Annotated in this window: 21 protein-coding genes and 2 pseudogenes; 5 read left to right on the top strand and 18 right to left on the bottom strand. The window is 69.5% G+C overall.

Translation table 11 applies throughout. The features are described from left to right. Positions 1-988 (top strand): phosphonate dehydrogenase (locus tag AC2VOR_RS02610; RefSeq protein WP_486963150.1); only part of this gene is annotated, 988 nt, incomplete at its 5' end. 45 nt (positions 989-1,033) lie between these two features. On the opposite strand, the gene AC2VOR_RS02605 is transcribed toward AC2VOR_RS02610, so the two are convergent. The 4 genes from AC2VOR_RS02605 to htpG form a co-directional block, all read right to left on the bottom strand. Next, positions 1,034-1,342, bottom strand: a complete 309-nt coding sequence (locus AC2VOR_RS02605; protein ID WP_486963149.1) for a DUF732 domain-containing protein — start codon at positions 1,340-1,342, stop codon at positions 1,034-1,036. A 157-nt stretch (positions 1,343-1,499) separates the two neighbouring features. After that, on the bottom strand, positions 1,500-1,691 hold the full coding sequence (locus AC2VOR_RS02600; RefSeq protein ID WP_369741527.1) for a long chain fatty acid-CoA synthetase Faa4p: 192 nt from the start codon (positions 1,689-1,691) through the stop codon (positions 1,500-1,502). A gap of 166 nt (positions 1,692-1,857) precedes the next feature. Beyond that, entirely contained in the window at positions 1,858-2,073 is a 216-nt protein-coding gene (locus AC2VOR_RS02595; RefSeq protein WP_486963148.1) for a hypothetical protein, read from the bottom strand. 69 nt (positions 2,074-2,142) lie between these two features. Next, positions 2,143-4,089 carry a molecular chaperone HtpG gene (gene htpG, locus AC2VOR_RS02590; protein ID WP_486963147.1) on the bottom strand — a complete coding sequence of 649 codons (1,947 nt, stop codon included), beginning with the start codon at positions 4,087-4,089 and terminating at the stop codon, positions 2,143-2,145. Between the two features lie 139 nt (positions 4,090-4,228). Between htpG and AC2VOR_RS02585 the strand changes: the two genes are divergently transcribed. Beyond that, positions 4,229-4,846 carry a TIGR03085 family metal-binding protein gene (locus AC2VOR_RS02585; protein WP_486963146.1) on the top strand — a complete coding sequence of 206 codons (618 nt, stop codon included), beginning with the start codon at positions 4,229-4,231 and terminating at the stop codon, positions 4,844-4,846. Between the two features lie 10 nt (positions 4,847-4,856). Here the strand turns inward: AC2VOR_RS02585 and AC2VOR_RS02580 are convergent, their stop codons facing one another. The 3 genes from AC2VOR_RS02580 to AC2VOR_RS02570 all read right to left on the bottom strand — a co-directional run bounded on the left by AC2VOR_RS02580 (position 4,857) and on the right by AC2VOR_RS02570 (position 8,112). Beyond that, positions 4,857-6,401, bottom strand: a complete 1,545-nt coding sequence (locus AC2VOR_RS02580) for a class I adenylate-forming enzyme family protein (protein WP_486963145.1) — start codon at positions 6,399-6,401, stop codon at positions 4,857-4,859. After that, a complete protein-coding gene (locus AC2VOR_RS02575; protein WP_486963152.1) occupies positions 6,398-7,141 on the bottom strand; it encodes a thioesterase family protein in 744 nt (247 codons plus the stop codon). Before AC2VOR_RS02575 ends, AC2VOR_RS02580 begins: the two co-directional genes overlap by 4 nt. A gap of 257 nt (positions 7,142-7,398) precedes the next feature. Next, on the bottom strand, positions 7,399-8,112 hold the full coding sequence (locus tag AC2VOR_RS02570; protein WP_486963144.1) for a VIT1/CCC1 transporter family protein: 714 nt from the start codon (positions 8,110-8,112) through the stop codon (positions 7,399-7,401). A gap of 472 nt (positions 8,113-8,584) precedes the next feature. On the opposite strand from AC2VOR_RS02570, the gene AC2VOR_RS02565 reads away from it, so the two are divergent. Continuing rightward, complete coding sequence (locus AC2VOR_RS02565) at positions 8,585-8,917, top strand: hypothetical protein (RefSeq protein WP_486963143.1); 333 nt, start codon at positions 8,585-8,587, stop codon at positions 8,915-8,917. An 18-nt stretch (positions 8,918-8,935) separates the two neighbouring features. Here the strand turns inward: AC2VOR_RS02565 and AC2VOR_RS02560 are convergent, their stop codons facing one another. The 3 genes from AC2VOR_RS02560 to AC2VOR_RS02550 form a co-directional block, all read right to left on the bottom strand. Next, the gene (locus AC2VOR_RS02560; protein WP_486963142.1) at positions 8,936-9,571 is read right to left on the bottom strand and encodes a class I SAM-dependent methyltransferase; all 636 of its coding nucleotides are present in this window, start codon (positions 9,569-9,571) and stop codon (positions 8,936-8,938) included. Continuing rightward, on the bottom strand, positions 9,568-10,500 hold the full coding sequence (locus tag AC2VOR_RS02555; RefSeq protein WP_486963141.1) for an SAM-dependent methyltransferase: 933 nt from the start codon (positions 10,498-10,500) through the stop codon (positions 9,568-9,570). The genes AC2VOR_RS02560 and AC2VOR_RS02555 overlap by 4 nt, the downstream gene beginning before the upstream one ends. Before the next feature lie 150 nt (positions 10,501-10,650). Further along, positions 10,651-10,953: a hypothetical protein gene (locus tag AC2VOR_RS02550; RefSeq protein WP_486963140.1), complete on the bottom strand. Its 303-nt coding sequence runs from the start codon at positions 10,951-10,953 to the stop codon at positions 10,651-10,653. Positions 10,954-11,700: 747 nt separating this feature from the next. Between AC2VOR_RS02550 and AC2VOR_RS02545 the strand changes: the two genes are divergently transcribed. Beyond that, the gene (locus tag AC2VOR_RS02545; RefSeq protein ID WP_369738091.1) at positions 11,701-11,907 is read left to right on the top strand and encodes a hypothetical protein; all 207 of its coding nucleotides are present in this window, start codon (positions 11,701-11,703) and stop codon (positions 11,905-11,907) included. 21 nt (positions 11,908-11,928) lie between these two features. On the opposite strand, the gene AC2VOR_RS02540 is transcribed toward AC2VOR_RS02545, so the two are convergent. From AC2VOR_RS02540 to AC2VOR_RS02515, 6 genes and pseudogenes are all read right to left on the bottom strand, one after another. Further along, the gene (locus tag AC2VOR_RS02540) at positions 11,929-12,147 is read right to left on the bottom strand and encodes an alpha/beta fold hydrolase (RefSeq protein WP_369741829.1); all 219 of its coding nucleotides are present in this window, start codon (positions 12,145-12,147) and stop codon (positions 11,929-11,931) included. Between the two features lie 310 nt (positions 12,148-12,457). Beyond that, a pseudogene (locus tag AC2VOR_RS02535) lies at positions 12,458-12,682 on the bottom strand (alpha/beta fold hydrolase); the annotation flags it as partial. Positions 12,683-12,887: 205 nt separating this feature from the next. Further along, positions 12,888-13,292: a DUF732 domain-containing protein gene (locus AC2VOR_RS02530; protein WP_369738090.1), complete on the bottom strand. Its 405-nt coding sequence runs from the start codon at positions 13,290-13,292 to the stop codon at positions 12,888-12,890. Between the two features lie 120 nt (positions 13,293-13,412). Further along, entirely contained in the window at positions 13,413-14,366 is a 954-nt protein-coding gene (locus AC2VOR_RS02525) for a lytic transglycosylase domain-containing protein (RefSeq protein ID WP_369738089.1), read from the bottom strand. Between the two features lie 71 nt (positions 14,367-14,437). Further along, positions 14,438-14,698: a hypothetical protein gene (locus tag AC2VOR_RS02520; RefSeq protein ID WP_369738088.1), complete on the bottom strand. Its 261-nt coding sequence runs from the start codon at positions 14,696-14,698 to the stop codon at positions 14,438-14,440. A 227-nt stretch (positions 14,699-14,925) separates the two neighbouring features. Further along, a complete protein-coding gene (locus AC2VOR_RS02515; protein ID WP_486963139.1) occupies positions 14,926-16,803 on the bottom strand; it encodes a PE domain-containing protein in 1,878 nt (625 codons plus the stop codon). 341 nt (positions 16,804-17,144) lie between these two features. Between AC2VOR_RS02515 and AC2VOR_RS02510 the strand changes: the two are divergent. Beyond that, positions 17,145-17,321 (top strand): annotated as a pseudogene (locus AC2VOR_RS02510) (SDR family NAD(P)-dependent oxidoreductase); the annotation flags it as partial. 204 nt (positions 17,322-17,525) lie between these two features. Here the strand turns inward: AC2VOR_RS02510 and AC2VOR_RS02505 are convergent. Then, entirely contained in the window at positions 17,526-18,596 is a 1,071-nt protein-coding gene (locus tag AC2VOR_RS02505) for a phosphotransferase (protein WP_369738086.1), read from the bottom strand. A 305-nt stretch (positions 18,597-18,901) separates the two neighbouring features. Beyond that, positions 18,902-19,708 carry an SDR family oxidoreductase gene (locus AC2VOR_RS02500; protein ID WP_486963151.1) on the bottom strand — a complete coding sequence of 269 codons (807 nt, stop codon included), beginning with the start codon at positions 19,706-19,708 and terminating at the stop codon, positions 18,902-18,904. Between the last annotated feature and the right edge of the window lie 31 nt (positions 19,709-19,739).

Below are 19,739 nucleotides of genomic sequence, written 5' to 3'. Positions count from 1 at the left end.
GTTTCGGGTCGTCATCACCCATCGCGTGCACCCCGAGGTGCTCGAGCTGCTGGGCCGATCGTGCGAGGTGGTCGCCAACCAGACACCCGAGAGCCTGCCCCGCGGTGAGCTGCTGAGCCGGTGCCGCGACGCCGACGCGCTGCTGGTGTTCATGCCCGACCACGTCGACGAGGAGTTGCTGGGCCACAGCCCCCGGTTGCGGATCGTGGCCGGCGCGCTCAAGGGCTTCGACAACATCGACGTCGCGGCCTGCACCGCCCGGGGAATCTGGGTCAGCTACGTCGAGGACCTTCTCACCGTCCCCACCGCCGACCTGGCGGCCGGGCTGCTGATCGCGCTCGACCGCCACATACCGGCCGGCGACCGCCACGTCCGGTCGGGCCGCCACCAGGGCTGGCGGCCCGAACTCTACGGCGGCGGCTTGGCCGGCCGCCGGGTCGGGATCGTCGGGATGGGCGCGGTGGGCCGCGCGGTGGCCCGCCGCTTGCGCGCGTTCGGCGCGCAACTGCTCTACAGCGATCCCGCCCCGCTGCCCGCCGCCGACGAGGCGGAACTGGGCGCCCGCGCGGTGCCCCTGGAAACGCTGTTGGAGGCCAGCACCGCCGTCGTGCTCACCGCACCCCTGACCACGCAGACCCACCACCTGATCGGACCGGCTGCGCTGCAACGGCTCCCGGCAGGGGCGCTGCTGGTCAACGTGGGCCGCGGTTCGGTCGTCGACGAGAACGCCGTCGCCGACGCGTTGGCGTCCGGCCACCTGGGCGGCTACGCCGCCGACGTCTTCGCGTTCGAGGACTGGTCGGATCCCGGCAAGCCGCGGGACATCCCGCCCGCCCTGCAAGCCCACGACCGCACCCTGTTCACCCCGCACCTGGGTTCGGCCGTGCGCGACGTGCGCCTGCGGATCGAGACGGCGGCCGCGCGCAGCATCCTCGACATGTGCGCGGGCAAGCCGCCTTCCGTCACCGCGAACCGCGTCGGATCTTGATCGCCGGCCTCCGTCAAACCCGCTTGGCGGGTGTGGAATTGGCGTTCAGCATTGCTCGGTCGAGCACCTCTGGTTGGGGCAATAGGTCGAATGCGCGAGGCTCACCATCGTGTGGACGTCCCCGACCGTGACGTTTCTCTGGTCCAGGTTGGCGTGGATGTCCTGGGCGACGAGGCACCCCATCGCCGTCAGCGCACGCGCGTGATCCGGCGGCCAGCTGAAGCCGGCGGCGTGCAGTTGGGCGAGGTAGGTGTCATCAGCGGCGTCGGCGGCCGCTGTCGCGGCGCCGGCGACCAGGGCGGCGGGGACGACGACGGGGACGGCCAGTGCGGCCCGCCAGCGAAACGAGGGCATTCGATGCGATCCCTTCCTCGGACGACAATGCCGTCAGTGTGCGGGCTCGAAGCGGCACGAATATGAAGAACAGCAAAACCCGCGAGGAATGAGGGTACGCAGCCGACGCGAATCCCGGCGAACTGCCGCGCCCAGCTGCGGCAGCGCCGGGGCGAATTCAGTCGCGGATGCGGACCGCGATGTAGCCCAGGGGGATTCCGGTGCGTACCGTGATGCATTCCCGCGCGGCGAATTCCACGTCGGCGCGGCGGCTGGAATGGGTGACGGCGCCGATTTCGGGGATGCGGATCAGCCATCCGCCGGCCTGGCGCTCGACCTCGATGTCGAAGCACTGGCCGATGACCGCCACGGCGGCCGGGCGCCGGGGCCGGCGGCAGTGGGAACGGCGCAGGGAATCCGCGGCCGATCGGCGCGAAAGCGTGTGGGTCTGCATGCGAATTCTTTCTCGGTCTTCGTTGAGCCGTGGGCCACACTACTGCCGAGCGTGATCAGCACCAAATCGGGGCGGTCCCCCGTCAGCCCGATCGCGGATGCCGGCTGACCGGCGCGGTAAAACCTTGGGTGTCATCGAAGAACGCCCAACGCCCGTCGTCGTCGACCTCCATGCGCCAGCCCCTCTCGGAACGGCCCGCGACGAGGCACAAGAACCACGCGTGCGCGGTTTCGGCACTGGCGAAGTTCCTGGTCGCGACGACCGTGCCGTGCGGATCGATGACGCGAAACGCGGTCATGAGATGAGCTTATCCCCCGCGGCCGGATTTCAATCACGCCGACGTTCGTCGGTCCGTGAGATGCGCGTGCTATACGGTGCGGGCGAGGCGATCGGCGAGCAGCTCGGCGAACCGGGCCGGATCCTCCAGCGCACCGCCCTCGGCGAGAAGGGCTGTGCCGTAGAGCAGTTCGGCGGTCTCGGCCACCTCGGCGAGCGCGGCGTCGTCGCCGGCGTGGTCGTGGTGAGCCTGGCGCAGCCCGGTGACCAGCGGATGGTCCGGGTTGAGCTCCAGGATCCGCTTCCCGACCGGAACGTCCTGTCCCGTGGCCCGGTAGAGGCGCGCCAGCGTCGGCGTGATCCCGAACGCGTCGGTGATCAGGCAGGCCGGTGACTGCGTCAGCCGGGTGGACAGGCGCACGTCCTTGACGTGATCGCTCAGGGTCTCCTTCAGCCAGCCCAGCAGCTCGGCGAAGTCCTTCTGCTGCTCCTCGCGTTCGGCCTCGCTGACGTTCTCCTCGCTGTCGAGGTCGACCTCGCCCTTGGCCACCGACTGCAGCGGCTTGCCGTCGTATTCGTCGACGACGCCCACCCACACCTCGTCGACCGGGTCGGTGAGCAGCAGAACCTCGTACCCCTTGGCCTTGAACGCCTCGAGGTGCGGTGACTTGGTGAGCTGCTGGCGCGTCTCGCCGGTGGCGTAGAAGATCTGCGTCTGGCCTTCCTTCATGCGCCCGACGTACTCGGCGAGCGTGGTGGCCTCGTCCTCGCTGTGGGTGGAGGCGAACGAGCTGACTTCCAGCAGCGTCTCCCGGTTGTCGGCGTCGGACAGCAAGCCCTCCTTGATAGCCCGGCCGAATTGGTTCCACAAGGTGCGGTAGTCGTCCGGCCGCTCGGATTGCAGGTCCTTGATGGTGGACAGGACCTTCTTGCTCAACCTGCGGCGGATCGCGTTGACCTGCCGGTCCTGCTGCAGGATTTCGCGGGAGACGTTGAGCGACATGTCTTGTGCGTCGACCACACCCTTGACGAAGCGCAGGTAGTGCGGCAGCAGCTGGTCGCAGTCACCCATGATGAACACGCGCTTGACGTAGAGCTGGATCCCGACGTGGGCGTCGCGGTCGAACAAGTCGAACGGGGCGTGGGACGGGATGAACAGCAGGGCCTGGTACTCGAACGTGCCCTCCGCCTTCATCGCGATGACCTCGAGCGGGTCGTCCCAGGCGTGCGCGATGTGCTTGTAGAACTCCTTGTACTCCTCGTCGGAGACCTCGTCTTTGGGCCGGGCCCACAGCGCCTTCATCGAGTTCAGCGTCTCGATCTCGGTGCTGACGACGTCTTCGCCGCCCGCCTCTTCCGACGGGGTGCGCCGCTGGACCTCCATCCGGATGGGCCAGGCGATGAAGTCGGAGTACTTCTTGACCAGGCCCCGCAGCCGCCAGTCCGAGGTGTAGTCGTGCAGCTCGTTCTCGGGGTCCTCGGGCTTGAGATGCAGGGTGACCGCCGTCCCCTGGGGCGCCCCCTTTTCGGCGTCGATCGTCTCAATTGTGTAGGTGCCCTCACCGCTGGATTCCCAGCGGGTGGCCTCGCTCTCGCCGGCCTTGCGGGTCAGCAGCTCGACCTTGTCGGCGACCATGAAGCTCGAGTAGAAGCCGATCCCGAACTGTCCGATCAGCTCCTCGGACGCGGCCTCGTTCTTGGCCTCCCTGAGCTGCTGGCGCAACTGGGCGGTCCCCGACTTGGCCAGCGTGCCGATCAGGTCCACGACCTCCGCGCGGGTCATGCCGATGCCGTTGTCGCGGACCGTCAGCGTGCGGGCCTCCTTGTCCACCTCCAGCTCGATGTGCAGATCGGAGGTGTCGACGTCGAGGTCCTTGTTGCGGAAGGCTTCCAGCCGCAGCTTGTCCAGGGCATCGGAGGCGTTGGAGATCAGCTCCCGCAGGAACGAATCCTTGTTGGAGTAAACCGAGTGGATCATCAGATCCAGCAGCTGGCGGGCCTCTGCCTGGAACTCCATCTGCTCGACACGCGCGTTCATGAGACTCCGTTCGACGACATGACGCCTCAAATTTAGCGAGGCGCGCAGCGCTCGTGCCGAGGGGTTCGCTCAGCGCTGACAGGACTACTGTCGGGAGTCATCAACGCCGATCAGGCGCGGCCCTACCGAAGGAGAACCGGTGTCCGTAGCTCGACGCGAACGTGCCGCCCTCGTCGACACCCTGCGCGACGTGGGGCCCGATGCGCCCACCCTGTGCGAGGGCTGGAAGACGCGGGACCTGGCGGCCCATCTGGTCATCCGCGAATACCGCCCCGACGCCGCACCGGGAATCCTGATCCCGTTCTTCGCCGCCCACACCGCCAAGGTGCAGGACGAGGTGGCCGGGCGGGACTGGGCGGAGCTGCTGGACAAGGTCGCGTCCGGCCCGCCGCTGTACTCACCGTTCAAGCTGCTCGACCCGGTGGCCAACGTCGCCGAGATGTTCATCCACCACGAGGACGTGCGCCGCGCACAGCCGGACTGGGCGCCCCGCGTGCTCGAACAAAAGCTGGTGGCCTCGCTGCGCCGCACGCTGCCACTGATGGCCCGTCTCACCCTCGCCAAGCTCCCCGCCCGGGTCGCGTTGCGCACCTCGGAAGGCAAAACGGTGCTGACCGCCGGGCATGGTCCCGCGGTCACGGTGACCGGGTTGCCCGAGGAGCTGCTGCTGTTCGCCGTCGGCCGTGACGCCCGGGTCGAGTTCGACGGCGACGCGGCGGCGGTGCAGGCGGTGCGCGACGCGCCGAAGGGCTTGTAGCGGCTCGTCCTCAGCCGAACGCCTCGCGCAGCTCCTTTTTGACGACCTTCCCGAATTGGTTGCGCGGCAGGTGGTCGACGATCACGAGCCGTTCCGGGCGCTTGTAGCGGCTCAGCCCGTGCGCGCGGCAGTGCTCCACCAGGCTGTCCAGCGTCACCGGGATCGACGGGGGGCCCGGCGCGGGCACCACCACGGCGCACACCCGCTCGCCGGTGCGCGCGTCGGGCACCCCGATAACGGCGACGTCGGCGACCGCGGGGTGGGTGGCCAGCGCATTCTCGACCTCGAGGGCCGAGATGTTCTCCGCGTTGCGGATGATCGCGTCCTTGATGCGCCCCGTCACCCGCACGTTGCCGTCGGCGTCGACGAGGCCGAGGTCGCCGGTGCGCAGCCAGCCCTGCCGGTCGAAGGCGTCGGCGTCCAGGGCGGGGTCGACGTAGCCGAGGAAGCATTGGGGTCCCTTGAGCCGCAACTCCCCCTCTCCTCCGGCGGGCAGTTCGATGCCGCCGCGGTCGACCACCCGGACGCTGACGCCGGGTACCGGCGGGCCGACGGTGTGGTCGAGCACCTCCGGCGCGGCGGTCAGCGACGGCGACGTCGCGCAGGGGAACTCGGTCATCCCCCAGGCGTTGGCGAGGCCGGCCACGCCGAACGTCTCGCGGACCCGACGCCCCAGGTCGGCGGTGATGGGCGCTCCGCCGGCCAAACAGCCGCGCAGCGAAGGGAACAGCGGCCGGCCGGCGTTCGCCTCCTGGGCCTGCAGGAACGCCACGAAGAACGGGGTTGCGGTGCCCAGGAACGTCGGGTTGTGCGCCGCGACGGCCAGCGGTGTCGTGACCGGGTCGAACACCTCGAACAGCGCCAGCCGCATCCCGGTCGACAGGGCGGCGGCCAGCATCGCGGCCCCGCCGATGTGCGCGACCGGGAAGGCGATCGGGTCCACGTCGCCGCTGCCGGCGCCCACCATGCCCACCACGCCCGCCGAGCCGGCGATCACCGAGGCGTCGGTGTGCCGAATCCCCTTGGGAGCCGCGGTGGTTCCCGACGAGTAGTAGATCCAGCGGGTATCGTCGGTGGCTTCCGGCGGCGCGGGCAGTGCCTCGGCGCCGGCCCGCGGCAGTCGCAGCTCGCCGGCCGCCGGCGGTGCGGACAACTCGACGGTGACGACGTCGAACCCCCGCTCCCGCGCCAGCCCGCGCGCCATCTCACCGTGCTGGAATCCGCGCCAAACCTCTGGTACGACAAGCAATTCGGTCCCCGCCTGGCCGGTGATGAAGCCAACCTCACGTTCGCCCAGGATCGGGATGATCGGGTTCTGCACCGCACCGAGCCGGGCCAGCGCGGCCATGACCACCATGGTCTCCAGCGCGGTGGGCAGCTGCCAGGACACGACGGTGCCCGGGCCGACCCCGCGGCGGGCGAGCGCGGCGGCCGTCGAGCAGGCGGCGTCGTGCAGGCGGCGGGCGGTGAGGCTGCGGCCGTGCTCGTCGGCGAGCAGCGGGCGGTCCGATGCGCGCCGCGCCGCGTCGGCGATCAACGCCCAGAACGTCGTCATACCGCCGGCGGGGGCCGAAACCCTGAGTGTGCGATCGCGACCGAGACGGCGCTGCCGATCGGGCCGTGCGGGTCGACCAGGACTGCCGAGCCGGTGGCCACGCCCTCATGGCTGGAATGGGTCAGCGAGGCCAGCCCGAGGTGGGGCCCTTCGGGCAGGCGGCTGAGGATGACGGTGTAGTCGGCGTTGATGAACTGCAGTCCGCTCGTGCCCCAGTTGGCGAGCGAGGCGGTGATGTCGCCGGCCATGGCCGCGCGGGTGAACGCCGTGAGCGGTTCGCCGTCGATCAACGACCGCGTTTCGTGTAGCCACGTGTATTTCCGCCCCGGCTCGCGGGGCCAGTCCGGGTCGGGGTTCTGCACCTCCGAGCCCCAGCCGTAGGTACGCATGAACAGCGTCGACGGTGCGCCATCCGTCTCGAGCGGGACCGGCGGCATCTGCACCGGCTGGGACCAGACGTCGCCGTCGGGCTGCGGGCCGCGCCGCAGGAACAGCGCACTCCCCCGGGCCACCGGGGAGCCATCCTGGACGAGGACGGCCTCGACGAGCCGCAGCCGCTTGCGGTCGTGGTGCACACAGGTGTGCACCTCGAGGGGTTCCAGCGCGGTCGGCCTGGGCAGGTCGACGGTCAGCCGGGCGGGTTGCAGATGAGTGTCGTCGACCGCGCGTTCCGCGGCCCAGCCCAACAGGGCGCCGACGACGTGCCCGCTGATCGACGGCCCCCAGCCGCCGCGGGCCATTCTGGTTGGGAGGTAGAGGTTTCCGTCACGGAAGAAGTACGGCGCCGACTCCGGCGAGTCGACGTCGTCCGGCGCGGTCTTCGATTCGGTCACCGCGCGACCCTTCGCGGCAGCGGCGGCGGCAGCGGCACGTTCACGGGCTCCTCCTCGGTAAGCGGCAACTGTCGATATTACAGTTCCACTTCCAGTCCGCCGGTCGCGGCGGCGCTTGACACCAAAGGCACTATGGCACAGCAGTATTGGCCACCAATGCGGCGTCAGGTGATCGCGGCGCCCACCAGATGACCAATCACGTACGTGGTGGCCAACGCCAGACCGCCGCCGACGACGTTGCGCAGCACCGCCCGTCCCTTCGGGGCACCGCCCAGCCCGGCCGAGACCACCCCGGTCATCAGCAGGGCCAGCAGCACCGCGACGACGGTCACGGGGATTCTCCACGCGATCGGCGGCGCCAGGATGGCGATCAGCGGCAGCGTGGCGCCGACCGCGAACGACAGCGCCGAGGACGACGCCGCGTGCCACGGGTTGGTCAGCTCGTCGGGATCGATACCCAGTTCGACCTCGGCGTGGGCGACGAGCGGATTGTGGTCGGTGAGTTCCTCGGCCACGGTGCGCGCGGTCGCCGGCGACAGCCCCTTGGCCTCGTACAGCACGGCGAGTTCGTCCAATTCGGCGGCCGGGTCGTCGCGCAACTCGCGGCGCTCCTTGGTCAACAACGCCTGCTCGGTGTCGCGCTGGGTGCTGACCGACACGTACTCGCCCAGCGCCATCGACACCGCCCCCGCCACCAGCCCGGCGACCCCGGCGGTCAGGATCGGGCCGCGTTCCACCGTCGCGGCCGCGACACCGACCACGATGCCGGCCGTGGAGACGATTCCGTCGTTGGCGCCCAGGACTCCGGCGCGCAGCCAATTCAGCTTCGACGATACCGAACCGACATGGGGCTCTGCGGGGTGCGACGTATCGGGCACGGCGGAACAATATACGCCGAAAACCTGGCCGAACAGCAAAGATAGCCTTGCCAAAGGTCTTTCGGGCGGACCGCCAGCTACACCAACGTGCACCCGGTAGGCCCTGGCCCGCGCGCGTTCGCACGCCTCGAGAATCATTCTGCGCCTGGCCGCGGGACAGACCCCCCGGGGCGCAAGGGGAACAGCACCCGGGCGCAGCGCAGCTAATCCATAGCCGCCCCACCTGACGTTCGGGGTGCGGGGAGTTTTCGAGGAATTCACCGGCGGCGGCGTGCACATCGGTGCTCCGGTTCGTGTGGGTCGCGCTGTAGCCGACGGAATTCACCAGGGTGACTTTGGACCCTCAGGTCTGAGGCCCTTCGCCACGCGATCACCGTGCCCTGTGGCACTCGTTGGCGGGGTCTCGGTAGCGAAACACTGTGGTCACGGTTTGGGTTCCACCCGCCGGAGTCTCGACCGGACAGGAGAAGCGATGGCCACCCACATTGGGCTCCCGATGCACAGCCATGTTGCACGCATGGCCGCGTATGCCGTTGCGCTGACGACCGCCACCCTGTCGGGCATCTGCGCCCTGGCCGCACTCGCCGCCGGGACGCCTTTCGAGTTCGGGGTCGCGTTGGCGTTGTGCGGCGCCGGGTGGGTCGCCGCCGACTTCGTCGGGTGGACGGCAGAGCACACCCGCGAGCGTGCGGCGCGCCGGCGGGCGGTCCCGGCCGCAAGAATCCACGGCTACCGGCCCTCGCGCGTCGTGGTTGTCGGCGGGCAACTTTCCCGCCCCGGCCCGCGGGACAATCTCGCCTCCTGAAGCACGGCGGCGGCCGCCTCAGCTCTTGGTGCCGACGGTGATCAGGTCGGAGATGACCCGCATCCACACCGGTCGCCGGATACGGTGCTGATCGCTGATGGTGAACCCGGCGTCCTCGAACATCGTCCGCATCTCGGCCGGCGACGCGTTGTGCTGTGGTTTCCACCTGTTCGCCGCCGGCACCTGCAGCAGCGGCTGCCGCGTGCTCAGCGCCGCCACGGCCACCAATCCGCCGGGCGCCAGCACACGATAAAACTCACGCAACGCGGCGGGCTGGTCGAAGAAGTGAAAGGCCGAGGTCGTCACGACGGCGTCGAGCGCCCCGTCGTCGAAGGGCAGCTGCTCGGCCGGCCCGCGCAGCCACTGCACGCGGCTCGACCTGGCGCGGGCCTGGGTCAGCATGCCGTCGGACATGTCCACCCCGAAAATCCGCTCCGGATGCAGTTCGCGCTCGATGCGGTCGCTGAGAATACCTGTACCGCAAGCGACATCGGCGACCTTTTGCGCGCCGCGGGCGCGCAACTGCGCGATCACCTCGTCGTGCGGGGGCCGGTAGACCCACTGCTGCAGGAAGGGCAGGTCGTAGACGGGCGCGAGGAAGCTCCACATGCGGGTGACCGCGTCGTTGAGCCCCCGGCGTTGCGCGGACGTCATTTGCCCAGCGTGGCGCTGTAGTAGACGGCGTCGGCGAGCGACACCGAGTCGTTGCCCTGCGGGATCGCGGCAAGACCGTTGTCGGCCAGCAACCGACTCATCGGCGCCCCGGCCGTCTGCCATCCCAGGCTCTCCAGGTAGCCGGCGACGTCGGAGCGCTCCCCCTCGTAGCCGAGATCGGAGAACTCGAATTCGAAGCCGTGGTCGCGCCACTTGGCGGTGACCCTGCGCATCATCTCCCGGGCCCGCTCGTGGTCCACCTGCGACATGTTCGGCACCGCCTCGCAGGCCAGCCGGCTGCCGTCCGCGCTCAGCGCGGTGATGTCGTCCAACAGCCTGTCCTGCGCCGCCGGCGGCAGGTAGCCGAAGAGGCCTTCGGCGATCCAGGCCGTGGGCCGGCTGCGGTCCAGGCCGGCATCCAGCAGGGCGGTGGGCCAGTCCTGCCGCAGATCGATTGCCACCGTGCGCAATTCGGCCTGCGGTGTGGCGCCCAGCCCCGCCAGGGTGGTGGCCTTGAACTCGATCACCTGCGGCTGGTCGAGTTCGAACACCGTCATGTCGGCCGGCCATTCCATACGGTAGGCCCGCGCGTCGAGGCCCGACGCCAGGATCACGGCCTGGCGGATGCCGGCCCGCGCCGATTCCTGGAAGAACGAGTCGAAAAAGCGCGTCCGGGCGGCCATCGCGTCGGGCATATGCGAGAGCTTCCAGGTGGACTCGTCGTCGTCGATGTCGGCAGCAGCCAGTTCGCCCCCGGCCCAGCGCGTGAAGAAGTCCACGCCGACGGCACGGACCAGCGGTTCGGCGAACGGATCCTGGATCACCGGGTGATCGGCCTTGGTGGCGATCGCCCGTGCCGCCGCGACCATGGTGGCCGTCGCGCCCACGCTGGTGGCCAGATTCCAGGTGTCGTTGTCTGTGCGTGGCATGCGCCTGTTCCCCCACCGTCGGATCCGGAGCTTTTATTTAGCCACTATAACGACTGGGGGCGGCAGAATCCCGCCCACGGCGTCAACCCTGCGTGCAGCGCGGCGATTGTGCGACGATCACGCTCAGTTCGGTCTCGCCCGGCGCAAGGGCTAGCGGGGGCCGGGACCACCCGGGCCCCCGGGACCGCCGGGGCCCCCAGGACCGCCCGGTCCCCCCGGCCCTGCGGGGCCGCCCGGCCCACCGGGTCCGTTCGCGGTCGGCAGCCAGAACACGCACTGGTTCAGGTTGGGGCTCCAGACCCAGCCCGGGGCGCAATCCGGCGGATCGGCCCGGGCGATCGCCGGGGCGGCGAGACCGTTCACCGGCAGGCCCAGCACGACCGCGAGGGCAGCCGGCGCGCAACCGCGCAGCACTCGCCTGGGCGCAAACCGCGCCGCGATCGCCTCGCTCATGTCGTTTCTCCTCCCGCCGGCGGCGGAAACGATTGTGCTCGCCTCGGCCCGCGCGTGTCGCCGTTTCCGGGACAAAGTTCGGCGCCCCTGCGCGGCGTGCCCGGCCGGGGCTTCGCCCTCGCCGGCGACGACCGGGCGGCCGGGCCGGCCGCATCGTCGACGCGACGCGGCGGTGGGCCGGCTCACCGGCGGACGATTCAGCGAAGCAGCATTCCCCGAAAGCGATGGCTGCAACTGCGAAAACCGTGTTGATCACGTTCGGTCGGTCGCTTTTGGCACTCAGCCGGCCCGGCTGATGGGCGCCGCGGAGCACACGGTGCTGAGCTCGGACTCGGTGCCCTTTCCCATCACGCGGTACTCCTCGCACGTCACGAAGACACTCCGCACACCGCAGCCGAGGTACGAACCGGTCGAGTGGACGCGGGCACTGGCGCGCCTCGTCCGCGAGGAGGGCGTGGACCTAGTCGTGCCGGTCCACGAGGGGACAGAGATCCTGGCAAACACGGTCAAGCAACGCCCCGACCTGTGCCCCGACGACTGCACGCCGTTCCTCTCCTATTCGATTCCTATTCGATGTCGAGGCCCGCCTGGAGAACAAGTACGGATTCCAGGCCGTGCGACCAGCGGCATTCTGCTGTTTGACCCGGAAACGCGTTTGGACAGGGCGTTTTTCGTCCTCAACGACGAGGTCATCGTGCCGCTGCCCGGCGCCAGCAAGATGCTGGGTCCGGGCATGCTGATGTACGGGTGGCGCAAGTCGTCGCTACAGGACAACAGTTCCGCAGCTTCCTGCGTACCGACGGGGTCATCTTCAAGCGTCACGATCCCCGGCCGGTGCTGGCGTTGCCGTTGGCTTTCGGCAACATCCTCGCCGAGGCCGCCCGCTATCGCGTGAACATCCAAGAGGCGTTCATGCACGACCACGAGTCGGACGGCAGCGGGCTGCCGACGTGAAATCCGCGTTCCGCATGCGGATCAACCGCCGTGCTGTGCGCGGCAGAACGCGATGATGCGCGCCACGCTGTCCCCGGGTCCGGTGGAGATGCCGCCGTGGCCCGCGCTGTCGATCCGTGCGAAGTCGGCGGCGGGGATCCGTCGGGCCGACGCCTCCCAGAGGTCCGGCGGGAAGAACAGGTCGTGTTCGAACGCCAGGACGAGGGTGGGCACGCCGATCGCCGCGAGCTGTTCGGCCACGGGTTCGCCGGCGGTGATCCACTCCTGGGATGCCGCCAGCTGTCCCGGCGAATCCGTCCGGCCCGGCCCAGCCGCTGTCGTGGCCGGCCGACAGCACCTGCCGCCAACCCGTCACCGTCGCCGGATCCTGCAACATCGGCGTGTGCAGCATGGTCAGTAACTGCTCGAAAACCATTACCTCGCGCGGTACCTGGCCGTAGCGCTCGATCAGGCCCAGTTCCATCTCCCCGACGATCGCGCTCACCGGCGAGGGCTGCAACCCGGCGAACAAAACCAGCGCACCCACCAACTCGGGCCGGCTGCGCAGCAGCATCTGCGCGGTGTAACAACCCATCGAGTAGCCCACGACCGTGGCCCGTCCGATTTGGAAGTGGTCGAGGATGGCAGCGGCGTCGCGGGCCAGGCCGGCCACCGAGTACGGTGCAGGCGGTGCCGACGAGGGCGACATGCCGCACGCGTTGTACGCGATCACCCGCAATCCCGCATCGAACAGGGACTGGGGCAGTCCGCAGATGTCCCACGTGATGCTCGGCATGCCGAGTCCGCCGGCCAGCAGCACGGCCGGGCCTTCGCCGATCCGTTTCACCGCCGGTTCGACGCCCGCTTCGGCGATGACGACCTCGAGGCCGTCGTCCGGCGCGCCGGCCGTGGCATCGCTCATTGGTGTAACGCTAACAACGGTGACGCTCGGGGGGCTTCGCCGCTGAACTAGCCAAGCCGCGCAGCGCTTTTCGCGTGTCTCACGGCAGGGGTTGTTGGGCGAACTGATCCTTGATCTTGGGGATCAGCTCCGGTGCGTAGACAAAGATCGCCGCCTCGACCTCCCACTCGGCCTGATCCGCGGTCATCGGCGTGTTGTCGGCCACCTGCTGCACGAGAGATTTCGCGGTTGCGAACGGGTCTGCGGAATTGCGCACCTGATCGGCGAACCACCGCCCCTCGGCGACCATGTTGCAGTCGTTGACTTCGGACCCGTGGATCATGTTCTTCTGAGCCAGCAGGTTGATGTACTGCTCATCCTCGGCGGTCAACGTGCATTGCGCCGCCGCCCGTGGCGCGGCCAGAACGCAATGGCCGAGCATGGCGGCAACCACGACGACGGCGGCAGCCCATACCGGTAGTCGACGCCTGAGCGAAAGTGTCATTGCCGGATCGCCTTTGGTGGGAGAAAGTTACTTCTTACCACGTAACCCAAGCGGCGTGGTCTGCATGCAGCTAGTGCCGAAAGTCATCCCACGTGACAGCCAACCGGCGTATGCACGGCGCTACTGCGGGTGGGTCGCCAGGTAATCGCCGACCGGGATCGGTGCCGTCGCGGCATACCCGATGGGCAGCATCACGTCGCCGGCGGTGGTGGCGTAGTAGACGTTCCAGCGGTAGTAGCCGGCGAACGCGGCGGGATCGGCTGCGAGCACCCCGGAGTACTGCTCGACCGCCCGCACGTACTGCGGCGAGTGGTTGTACCGGTACAGGGCGCGATCGGCGTCGGCGGCGAAACCGTTGGCGGCCAGATAACGACCCGCCGCCATGATGCTGTCGCGGGGTGAGCCGATGTCGCCGCCCTCGCTATAGGAGGCGAACGTCGACGGCAGGAACTGCATGGGACCCTTGGCGCCGGCGGTGCTGTCCCCGACGATGCTGCCGAAGCGCGTCTCGATCATGTTGATCGCGGCGAGGTAGCTCCAGCCGACGCCCGACTGCGACTCCGCCTCGTGGTAGTCGCCGAGCAGCTCGTCGGCCGGCGCCGGAGGCTCGATCCGCCAGGCGGGCAGCGTGTTCTTGGCGTGTGTCATCGCGTTGAGTTGCCGGCGGGCGTCGAGGTTGCGGTCGTAGGTGTCCAGCAGCCACGGCGGGATCCGCGGCCGCGTGATCGCGTCCCAGTCGGGGTGCCGGGCGATGGCCCGGTAGGCCGACTGCTGCCGGTGCGCCGCGGTCTGCAGCGCCGACTCCGCCGTGGACGGATCACGCAGCGCGCCCTCGTCGGCGACGAGATCGTCGGCCAGCTGGGCGGGCCCGGACGCCGGCTGCGCACCGTCGGGTGGGTTCGGATCGGCGGCGACCGCCGTGGTCGACGCCAGCACCGCTGCGGGCACTGTCGGCGCGGGCGCGATGACGCTCCGGGGCGCCGCCGACGGCGCGGTGGGCCCGGCGCACCCGGCCAGCAGGGCCAGGACGGCGCCCAGCGCCACCGGAACAGTGGATGCACGCGTGCGGCTCACTTTGTCACTTCCGTCGGTAGGGCCGGCCCGTAGTGAGTCTTTCCCATCGCCGGCCCTACATCAACGGGTGATCACGTCGGCTGTCGCTGCGCGGCTTGACCCTTGACCTTCGGGATCGTCTGCGGCGCGTACGTGTAAATCGCGGACTCGACCTTCCACTCCGCCTGTTTCGCCGTCATCTGCGTCCTGTTGCTCGCCAGTTGCACCAGGGAATTGGCCTTGTCGAACGGGTCGGGTGCGTTACGCACCTGATCGGCGAGCCATCGTCCCTCGGCGCTGATGTCGCAGTCGCTGTAGTTGACCGGGTGAACGATCTTGTCCTGAGCCAGCAAATCGATGTACCGCTCGGCGCCGGTCAGGGTGCACCCGGCCGATGCCTGCGCCGGCGCCGCACAGCGCCGACAACCTGCCGCGCGGGTGTGTGCGCCTCGTCGTCATCTGGAACCCCCTCCGCTATGGAAACGTTGTTTGCTTTCCAAGGGCGCGCCTGATGGGACGGGTACCGCGAGCACTGGGCATCGCAAACACGAGCACCGCAAACAGCAGGTGAACAACCGCGTCAGGCGACCGCCACCGCGCTCGGTTCGCTGCCGACCGTGACGGTGCTCATGACCTGGCCGGTGACGGGGTTGATCACCGACACGGTGCTGCTGCCCGCGTTGGTGACGTAGACGGCGCCGCCGAGGTGGTTGACCGCCACGCCGTTCGGGAAGTTGCCAACGGGGATGGTGGCGGTGACGGCGCTGGTGGCCGGGTCAATCACCAACAGGGCTCCACTGCCGGCGTAGTCGGTGATGTAGACCGCGTTGCCGCCGGGGCCGACCGCCACGCCGTAGGGCGTGCCGCCGACGGAGGAGGTGGTGACGGTGTTGGTGGTGGGGTTGATCGCCGACAGGCTGCCGCCGCTCTCGTTGCCGACGAACACGGCGCCACCGGTCGGGTCGACCGCTATCCCGTTCGGGGCGCTGCCGACCGCGACGGTGCTGTAGGAGGAGTTGAGGAGACCTCCGGAGCCGGCGCTGAACACCGCCACGACGTTGGTGCCGGGGTTGGTGGCGTAGACGACACCGGTAGCGGGGTTGACCGCCACCCCGGTCGGGTCGCCGGTGACCGTGACCACGTCGGCGACCTGGTTGGTGGCGGCGTCGATCACCGCCACGTTGGGGCCGGCAAAGGTGTAGGAGCCCCTGAGGCCGGTCGGATCGGTGACGTAGACGGCGTTGCCCCCGGGGCTGACCGCCACCCCGCTCGGACTGCTGCCGACCGCGACGGTGGCCGTCACGGTCTGGGTGGCGGTGTCGATCACCGCGACGCTGTCGCTGCCCGCGTTGGTGACGTACACGGTGCTGCCGGTGGGGTTCGCCGCGACCGCGCTGGGATCGGTGCCGACCGCGATCGTGGCGATGACCTTGTCGGTAACGGGGTCGATCACCGACACCGAGTTGCCGAACGCGTTGGTGACGTAGACGTCCCCGCCCCCGCGGGTTCCGGCCGCCCCGCCGGCACCCCCGGCACCCCCGGCGAAGCCGCTGGGTACCCCGCCGGCTCCGCCGGCGCCGCCCCCCAGGCCCGCGGAGCCGTTGCCGCTGGTGCCGCCGGTGCCGCCATGGCCCCCGAGCCCGCCGTGACCGCCCGAGCCGAACAGCAAGCCGCCATCGCCGCCGGAACCACCGGAACCGCCCGAACCGGCGGAACCGCCGGGCATGCCGCCCGTGCCGGTGATGCCGGCCCCGCCGTCGCCGCCGCTGCCACCGTCGCCGCCGTAGCCCAACAGCCACCCGCCGCGGCCACCGACGCCACCGTTGCCGCCGGTGAGGCCCAACGCGCCGAATCCGCCGTTGCCGCCGGTACCGCCGTTGCCGAACAGCCAACCGCCGTGGCCGCCTGCCCCGCCCGCCGCGCCCAGGCCACCGTTGCCTCCGTTGCCCCCCGTGCCGATCAGCCCGGCCGCGCCGCCATTACCACCGCTTTGGCCGAACACACCCGAGCCGCCGTTGCCGCCGTTGCCGAACAAGATCCCGCCCGCGCCGCCGGCGGCGCCGGTACCCGGCGCCGCGTTCGCGCCGTTGCCGATCAGCGGGCGCCCCAGCAGCGTCTCGGTCGGCGCGTTGACCGCGCCGAGAACGTCTCGGCCCCACGTCTGCAACAGCCCGGCGTTCGCGGTCTCCGCAGCCACATACCGGCTCGCACTCGAGTCGACGAGCTGCACAAACCGCGCGTGAAACGCCGCGGCCCGGGCGCTGAGGGCCTGATAGTGCCGGCCGTACTCACCGAACACCGCGGCCACCGCCGCGGAGACCTCGTCGCCGGCCGCGGCAACCAGCCCGGTGGTCGGGGCCGCCGCGGCCGTGGTGGCCTCGCTGACCATCGACCCGATGGTGGCCATATCCACCGACGCGCTCACCAACAGCTCCGGCGCCACCAGCACGGCGGTCATCGCATATCCTCCATTTGGCATCCGCGGTGAAAAGCTATTTCCCGCGCGCGAATTCGGCCGGGGATCATCACGCTACACAGGGTTGAGCGCGATGGCCGGTTGGTTCCGGCGTGTCCCGACGGAACCACTCGCCCGCGAATATTTGCTCAGTATCGGCGCCGGCGCGGGTCTGACGGGCGTCCGACGAGTTCCCGGACCCGGATCCCCCCCCCCCCCCCCCCCCCCCGATGATGCTCAAGACGCTTGTGCGGCAACGGGTTAGTTACCTCGAGGACATCGATATCCGGTTATGCGCAACAAATATTCATGACGCGAACCTCGTGAGGCGTGCGCGTGCCCGTGTGACGATTGCTACAACGAGAGACCTTCAGGGCAAGGTGGCAGTCGTGACCGGTAGGGCCGGAGGCATCGGCCGCGTCATGGGGCGGCGCTTCGGCCTGGAGGGCATGAAGGTGGTGCTCGCCGACGTCCTCGCCGAACCGCTCGACGAGGCGACCCGGGCGCTGGCGGACGAGGGTGAACCACTCGCACCCGAGGAGATTCCGACCGGGCATCTATCGGACGGAGCGCGTTCCCCGCGGGAGGTGGCGCGGCACGTCCGGTGGTTCGGCACTCCACACAGGCCGCCGAACAGTGGAAAGCCACCGGCACCTACGAGCCGTTCGACGATCCGATCGCTACGCGCTGGTGAGCGGGTTGCGCCACCGCTCGTCGTCGCAGCCTCAAGCATCCGCCAGCCGTTGGGCCAGAGCCCATGCCAGCTGCGTCAGGCCGCGGTAACGGTCGCGGACCTCCGTGGTGCCGGCCCGGGAGTCGGATGCGTTGCCGTCGAGCCCGCGCCGCCAAACGCCCGCGGTGATGGAGGCCAGCCGGAACAATGAGAACACGATGAAGGCGTCGAGCGAGCGGGGTGGCTCCCGGTCGGCATGCCGGCAGTAGCTCGCGACGAACGCGTGCTCGTCGGGGATACCGGTGCCGGTCAGGTCTTTGCCCGCCACACCACTCGTGCCGGTGAAGCCCGGCGGAAGGTGATAGGTCAGGCAGGTGTAGCCGAGGTCGGCCAACGGATGGCCGATGGTCGAGAGCTCCCAGTCCAGCACCGCGACTATCCGGTGCTCGGTCGGATGGATCAGGACGTTACCCAAGCGGTAGTCGCCGTGGGCGATACAGGCCGGTCCGTCGTCCGGTGGCAGGTGTTCGGGTAGCCATTGCGCCAACAGGTCCATCGCGGGCATGTCCTCCACGCGCGCGGCCCGCCACTGTCTCGCCCACAGCGCCACCTGGCGTTGCAGGTAGCCCTCCGGCCTGCCGAACCCCTCGAGCCCGGCCCCGCGCCAGTCCACCCGGTGCAGTGCCGCGAGCACGCGGGCGAGGTCCTCATAGATCGCCGCACGATGTTCTGGGGAGCTCTGCGGCAGGGCCGGGTCGGTGAAGATACGTCCGGGGACGTAATCCATGACGAAAAAGGTTGTGCCGATGACGGATTCGTCGTCACACAGCAGCCGCATGCGGGGCACCGGCACATCGGTGTCCCGCAACGCCGACATGACGCGGTATTCGCGCTCCACCTCATGCGCCCTGGGCAGCAACTTGCCCGGCGGCTTCTTGCGCAGGACGTACTCGCCACCGGCGGTTTGCAGGTGAAACGTGGGGTTGCTCTGTCCGCCCTGAAACTGGCGAACCGTCAGTTGACCATCGAAGCCGGGCAGTTGTCCGCGCAGGTGCCGCGCGAGAGCGGCCTCGTCGAAGCGGTGCGCCGGTAGCACCGGCACCAGTTCTGCCACACCGTCCATCGCTGCAACATTACTTGCGCGCTGTGCCGCTTCAGGGCGATCGCCGTCTGCGGCTTGTTCGGGCAGCCTGAACGCGCTGCCGATATCTCAACCGGAGGAGCAACCACCGTCGGTGGGCGGCAAAACCCAGCAGGAGCGGATCGAACGATGTCTTTGCGATGCCGCCAATGTCGCATACCGCGGCGCCGAACGCCCGCGACACCCCGACGAAGCTGACCTACTCTCCCGATCCGATGCCCAAGCCGGCCCGCCGCTCGAGTTCGCCGCCCATCATGTCGACGCAGAGCAGGGTGCAGGTCCCGCCGTCAGAATTCCGCACGCCCGGTCAACCAGCTGCCACCGTCGTCGACGACGACCGCGCCGGTGATGTAGGACGCGGCGTCGCTGACCAAGAACAGCACGGTCTGGGCGACCTCGGTCGTCGAGCCCAGACGGCGCAACGGGTTGGAGTCCGTCGGGAACTTGTCGTCTCCGCCGGTGATGCGTTGCACGCCTTCGGTACCCGCCATCCCGCCGGGGGCGACGACGTCGACCCGGACGCCGGCGGGACCCCACTCGATGGCACACGTCCGGATCAGGGCGTCGATGCCCGCCTTCGCCGAGACCACGTGCGCCTGCATCGCCATTCCCCGATACTGGGTGGCGGCGGTGATGTTGACCCACCGCGCCGCCGTGGTGGCGCAGCCACCGCTCATAAGCCGCTTGGACGCGTTGAACGTTCCGCGCAGGTCGATGTCGACCACCGCTTTGAAGCCGTTGGAACTCAGATCCGAGATGAAGGCCGGAAAGTTGCCCGCGGCGTTGTTGACCAGGATGTCCGGGCGCCCGAACCGCGCGATCACGGAGTCCACCACGTCTGCCACGGCCTCGAACTCACGCTCGTCGCACACGCCGTACATGGCGTCGATGCCGTCGTCGCGCAAAACCTGCAGCGCGGCTTGAAGATTCGCCTCCTTTCTGCTGCACAGGGCGACTCGAGCACCATGGCGGCCGAGGACGCGGCAGGCCTCCAGGCCGAGCCCGTGGCGCCCCCGGTGACGAGCCCGACCTTGCCGTCGAGCAGATCGGACCGAAAGGCGCTGCGCCTGGTTTTCACTGTCGTTTACTCCAATCGCTCCAACGTCATCGGCGCGCCGGCGGTCG

Source organism: Mycobacterium sp. TH-M103, from assembly GCF_057473785.1.
Note: the sequence above shows the minus strand (reverse complement) of the source record. Positions and strands in the feature narration are given on the sequence as shown.

What these genes read in the sequence shown, in the direction of transcription:
- AC2VOR_RS02605 (WP_486963149.1), bottom strand. Translation starts at nt 1,342, where the DNA reads ATGCCCTCGTTTCGCTGGCGGGCCGCACTGGCCGTCCCCGTCGTCGTC.
- AC2VOR_RS02595 (WP_486963148.1), bottom strand. Translation starts at nt 2,073, where the DNA reads ATGACCGCGTTTCGCGTCATCGATCCGCACGGCACGGTCGTCGCGACC.
- htpG (WP_486963147.1), bottom strand. Translation starts at nt 4,089, where the DNA reads ATGAACGCGCGTGTCGAGCAGATGGAGTTCCAGGCAGAGGCCCGCCAG.
- AC2VOR_RS02580 (WP_486963145.1), bottom strand. Translation starts at nt 6,401, where the DNA reads ATGACGACGTTCTGGGCGTTGATCGCCGACGCGGCGCGGCGCGCATCG.
- AC2VOR_RS02575 (WP_486963152.1), bottom strand. Translation starts at nt 7,141, where the DNA reads ATGGCCCGCGGCGGCTGGGGGCCGTCGATCAGCGGGCACGTCGTCGGC.
- AC2VOR_RS02565 (WP_486963143.1), top strand. Translation starts at nt 8,585, where the DNA reads ATGGCCACCCACATTGGGCTCCCGATGCACAGCCATGTTGCACGCATG.
- AC2VOR_RS02560 (WP_486963142.1), bottom strand. Translation starts at nt 9,571, where the DNA reads ATGACGTCCGCGCAACGCCGGGGGCTCAACGACGCGGTCACCCGCATG.
- AC2VOR_RS02555 (WP_486963141.1), bottom strand. Translation starts at nt 10,500, where the DNA reads ATGCCACGCACAGACAACGACACCTGGAATCTGGCCACCAGCGTGGGC.
- AC2VOR_RS02550 (WP_486963140.1), bottom strand. Translation starts at nt 10,953, where the DNA reads ATGAGCGAGGCGATCGCGGCGCGGTTTGCGCCCAGGCGAGTGCTGCGC.
- AC2VOR_RS02530 (WP_369738090.1), bottom strand. Translation starts at nt 13,292, where the DNA reads ATGACACTTTCGCTCAGGCGTCGACTACCGGTATGGGCTGCCGCCGTC.
- AC2VOR_RS02515 (WP_486963139.1), bottom strand. Translation starts at nt 16,803, where the DNA reads ATGACCGCCGTGCTGGTGGCGCCGGAGCTGTTGGTGAGCGCGTCGGTG.
- AC2VOR_RS02505 (WP_369738086.1), bottom strand. Translation starts at nt 18,596, where the DNA reads ATGGACGGTGTGGCAGAACTGGTGCCGGTGCTACCGGCGCACCGCTTC.